The sequence below is a fragment of the Streptomyces sp. NPDC001880 genome, assembly GCF_053594575.1.
Genome location: NZ_JBSFET010000216.1, coordinates 1 through 3,600 on the forward strand (window position 1 = coordinate 1; position 3,600 = coordinate 3,600).

Here is a 3,600-nt window from a genome sequence, read left to right on the forward strand (position 1 = left end):
GGTCCTGCGCATCCCCTTGGAGCACCTACTGATGTACGGGCCTCTTGAGACACCCTCGACGACCAAGCCGCCAGTCGAGGCGCTCGCTGTCATTGGACTCGAAGGACTCGAGAAGCGCTTCCAGACCGAGTCCGTGACAACCCCCAGCGGCGTCACGCACATGACCTTCACCCGGCCGTAGCGACCGCCCGCACAGGCTCGGCCACGGTGCTGGGATGCGGTAGCCCCGGTAGTAGTAGCACTTAGTGCGCACTTTGGCGGGGTCGAACATCCCGGTATCACCGTCAGCCGGCCAAATGCCGTAGCGTCGGCGTAGCTGTTTCCACGGCGTCCGCCGATGCTTGCGCCTCTCCCACCTGATGACCTCCTTCCACAGGTAGGACCGCAGGTAGTTGAAGGTCGCCTTTGAGCATCCGTGCTTGAAATACGCGGTCCATCCCCGCAGCATCCGATTGAGCTGATGCAGCAGGTCGGCGAGCGTCAGATTCGTGTTCCGCCGACAAATCGTCTTCACCTTGGCCATGACGGCAGCCAGTGCCTTCTTGGCCGGGTAGACATAGACGTACTGCTTGCCGGTGCCTCGCTTCTGGTGACGCTGGATGCGCCAGCCGAGGAAGTTCAGCCCCTCGTCGATATGGGTAATCAGGGTCTTTTCTGGCGACAGGCGCAGGCCCATCGTGGACAAGACCCCTGCGATCTCTTCCCGCAGGGCCTCTGCGTGCGCCGCAGTGCCCGCCACGAGCAGGCACCAGTCGTCCGCGTACCGCACAAGGCGGTAGTTGGGTAGACCTTGACGACGCCGCTTGGACCTTCCATACGGACTGGCTCCGGGGCCGCCCGGCCCTTGGGCGATGTACTCGTCCAGGGCCGAGAGAGCCACGTTGCTCAACAGCGGAGAGAGAATAGACCCTTGCGGAGTTCCAGCGTTGATACCCGCAAGCGTGCCGTCCTCGTCAAGGATGCCCGCCTTCAGGAATGCCTTCACCAGAGCTAGGACACGTTTATCTCCAACTCGATTCCTCACCCGGTCCATGAGGGCGGAGTGCGAGATCTCATCGAAGCAGGCTTTGATGTCACCTTCCACGACCCACTCGTAAGAGCGGGACGCGAAGTGGTGCACTTCAGCCACCGCGTCATGAGCACGGCGATTCGGACGGAACCCATACGAGCATGGGAGGAACTCCGCCTCGAAAATCGGCTCCAACACCAGTTTCAGAGACGCTTGGACAACCCGGTCACGGATGGTCGCGATCCCCAGGTAACGGACCTTGCCGTTGGTCTTGGGGATAGCGCGCCGTCGTGCCGGGAGAGGCTGGAAGGTACGGGCTCTGAGATCGTCCCGAAGTTCCGAGAGGAACCCTTCCACCCCACGCACGGACTCGATGTAGTGGGCGGTCTGGCCGTCCACTCCAGCCGTGCGCGCGCCTCTGTTGTTCCGCACCCGATACCAGGCGACCAGTAGGAAGCCCGGATCGGCGGCGAGGTTGTACAGATCATCGAACCTGCGATGAGGGTCATCACTGGCCCAACGGTGCAGCTTGGTCTGGATCTCCAGTACCCGGCGTTCCGCCTTGAGTAAGACGTATTCCAGCTCGTCGGTATTCACCAACGTCCTCCTGGTATTCCGGTATCCGTACTGCTGACTTGCTGGCCCCCTTGGCCGTGTACGAGCCTTTCGCTCGCTCTGACTACTACGGGGCCTCCGCCCCATCCCGCCCCTTCGACGGACAACGCGCCTATCCCCCGCACCGGATGGATTCCGAGCCGTAGGAACAACGCGGGATGGTTCCCGTGTTCACTGAAAACCGGTTGATCGGCTTGGCATCCAGCTCTGCTCCGGCAGCATCGCCACGGTTACGCCGCAGACCTTCACCGTGGCCTCCCCACTGACATCGCATACCAGCTACGGAGTCGGCCGCTCTATTCGAGCGACTGTGCGCTGCATCCCGGCCCATATCCGCCAGATTTGAGCCGGTGACACGCTTACGGAGCTTTACCACTGGTTCCTCTCGTATACCGTCCGATCTCGCTCGCCGAACCCAGCCCATCTGGCAGTTCCAGACTGTCTCGGCTTTGTCAGCGCTGCTTTCCGCCCGCCCCAGCGTTTCCTGGTTTGGACTGCGCTCAGCTCCTGCTGGGCTGCTGCGACAGCTCAGCGAGGAGGTCTTGCACCTCCTACGGTTTTCAGCGCCTCACGGCGCACTGCGACTTCGTGTCGCACGGTCACCCTCCCAGTGGCCGGGAACCCTGCGGTCCTCGACCTCGGCGGGGCGGGCGGTGATGGACACCATGCCGCGGATGACGCCCCGTCCCGTGGGCCGGCGGTGGTGACGTTCTTCGACCTCCGCATGGTGTGGCGCCTGCGCAGATGGGCGGTGATACCGCCGTCAAGGCCAACCTGCCCAACGGGGCTCAACTGCCGTGTGAAGAGGGCGTGGTCTCGGTGCTGCCACCGTGGCGCGACGGCCAACACCCGGACCTCATGGTTCGGAAGGGTGGACGGTCGTAGGCGGGGCGAGACCCCTGCACTCGGGGAAAACCAGGTGACACTCCGGCCGACGTCAGGGTTTCATAGTTCAGGCCGGACAGTGCATTCCCGGTTGGTGTAACTGGCAGCACGCCTGGCTCTGGACCAGGAAATCGAGGTTCGAATCCTCGACGGGGAGCTGCGAGCGTTGAGCCCTGGGAGGCAAGCGGGCCTGTAAAGCCTGCGCCGGCAACGGCTAGCGTGGTTCGATTCCACGGCAACGCACGGTGGGGCGGGGGTAGCAGATTCCACCCCGCCCCGATCAAACTAGTACTCCCGTCGTAGATCGCGACCCTACGTTGAATCGGCTGACGAGGATGATGACGGCCGGGTGCATCGGCATGTTCCGGGTCTACTGTTTGTCCAGCGGATGCCCCAGTTGGGTCGACTTCACGGCTGGGTGCGTCGCTCGGCTGCGTCGAACGCGGGCGCGAGCGGGGCCAGCGCCGCGCGGAGATGGTCGGGCAGTGAGCCGGAGGGCACGACCAGTCCTCCGGCGCCGAAGCTCCCGGCGGCCTCTGCGTTCCCGGTCGGCTGGAGCCAGCCTTCCAGCGCGATGCGCACCGCCGCGGTCACGCCTGCCGCGAGAACGCGGGCTGTGTGCGTTCGAGCGTGACGAGGCTGGCCAGGCCGCATATCTGAGCGAACTGCTGGAGATCTTCGAGACCGAGGGCGTGGACAGCGCGTTCGTGTTCCTGTTCGCCTTGCCCGGCTACCTGCACTGCCCGGACGGCGACCCCAGGGACGACTTGGACCGGGCCGGCCTGGGCATCGTCAAACTCCTCGAAGGGCGCCGGGGGCAGACCTGCCCCGACATGGAATGGGAACCCAAGGCCGCCTTCGCGGCAGTGGCACCGCGGTATCGGAGGTGACAGGCCCCGCGCACGGTGACCACGGCCCGGGATCTGCACTGCGCCGCAGTGCAGATCCCGAGCAGATGGAAGCGGTATTCGCCGAACTTGCCGCAGACCTCGCGCCGGTCTACCGCCGCCGCGATCTGCGGGCTATTCGGTGCAAAGCGCTGAAAACACTCGGGCGGTCACGTTACTGTCAGTTTTGTGTTCGCTGCAGAA

At 64.3% G+C, this 3,600-nt stretch carries 1 protein-coding gene, 1 tRNA gene and 2 pseudogenes; 2 read left to right on the forward strand and 2 right to left on the reverse strand.

Going from position 1 to position 3,600, the window contains the following annotated elements; genetic code table 11:
* Nucleotides 1-25 precede the first annotated feature (25 nt).
* Nucleotides 26-1,606 (reverse strand): group II intron reverse transcriptase/maturase, encoded by a 1,581-nt coding sequence (gene ltrA, locus ACWCQ6_RS36315; RefSeq protein WP_451096659.1) that lies wholly within the window; start codon nt 1,604-1,606, stop codon nt 26-28.
* A gap of 988 nt (nt 1,607-2,594) precedes the next feature.
* On the opposite strand from ltrA, the gene ACWCQ6_RS36320 reads away from it, so the two are divergent.
* Nucleotides 2,595-2,666: transfer RNA gene (locus ACWCQ6_RS36320), tRNA-Gln, on the forward strand.
* A gap of 251 nt (nt 2,667-2,917) precedes the next feature.
* Here the strand turns inward: ACWCQ6_RS36320 and ACWCQ6_RS36325 are convergent.
* Nucleotides 2,918-3,130 (reverse strand): annotated as a pseudogene (locus tag ACWCQ6_RS36325) (TetR family transcriptional regulator); the annotation flags it as partial.
* Between ACWCQ6_RS36325 and ACWCQ6_RS36330 the strand changes: the two are divergent.
* A pseudogene (locus ACWCQ6_RS36330) lies at nt 3,130-3,399 on the forward strand (hypothetical protein); the annotation flags it as partial. The pseudogenes ACWCQ6_RS36325 and ACWCQ6_RS36330 sit on opposite strands and share 1 nt — an antisense overlap.
* Between the last annotated feature and the right edge of the window lie 201 nt (nt 3,400-3,600).